Source organism: Methylobacterium sp. WL103, from assembly GCF_008039885.1.
Taxonomy (GTDB): domain Bacteria; phylum Pseudomonadota; class Alphaproteobacteria; order Rhizobiales; family Beijerinckiaceae; genus Methylobacterium; species Methylobacterium cerastii.
On record NZ_VRUX01001066.1, the window covers coordinates 1 to 846 of the forward strand.

The following is an 846-nucleotide window of genomic DNA, read 5'->3' on the forward strand; positions in this document are numbered from 1 at the left end:
CGCCAGCGCCGCGCGGCCTCGGCCTTCGCCCTGTCCACCATCCCCCTCGTCGCCCTCCTCGCCTACGGCCTCTACGGCTCGCCCGACCTGCCGGCGCAGACGCCGGGAGACCGGCAGGCGGCGCAATCGGGCGCGCAGGACTTGATGAAGGCCGTCGGGCAGATCGAGGCGCGCTTGGCCGCCGACCCGAACGACGCCCGCGGCTGGGCCGTGCTGGCGCCGGTCTACATGCGGCTCGGCCGGTTCGAGGACGCGGCGCGCGCCTACGCGGCGATCGTCCGGATCAAGGGCGAGACTGCGGAATCGCTGTCGGACTGGGGCGAGGCGATGGTGGCCGCCGGCAACGGCATCGTGCCCCCCGAGGCCAAGGCCGCCCTGACCCGGGCCCTCGCCCTCGACCCCAAGGCGCCCAAGCCCCGCTTCTACCTCGCCCGCGCGGCCGAGCAGAACGGCGACACGCCGGAGGCCATCCGCCAACTCAGCGCCCTGAACGACACCAGCCCGGCCGACGCCCCCTGGCTTCGCCTGGTCCGCGAGAACCTGGCGCGGCTGCGGGGCGAGCCCGCCCCGCAGCTGTCGGGAACGCCGGTCAAGGGGGCGGGCAACGGGGCGGCCAAGGGAGCCGGAAAGGACGCGCCCGGGCTGCCGCCGGAGCAGCGCGCCGCGATCCAGGGCATGGTCGACGGCCTCGACGAGCGCCTCGCGGCCAAGGGCGGCACCGTGGACGAATGGCTGCGGCTGGCCCGCTCCCGCAGCGTCCTCGGCGAGCCGGAGCGTGCGCAGGCCGTGCTGGAACGCGCCCGCGCCGCCCTGAAATCCGACCCGGCCGCGCTCGCGAGCCTGGAG

General features: G+C 76.4%; 1 protein-coding gene. It reads left to right on the forward strand.

Going from position 1 to position 846, the window contains the following annotated elements; all coding sequences use genetic code 11:
* Positions 1 to 846: tetratricopeptide repeat protein (locus FV222_RS27800; RefSeq protein WP_147816384.1), on the forward strand; the 846-nt coding region annotated here is incomplete at both ends.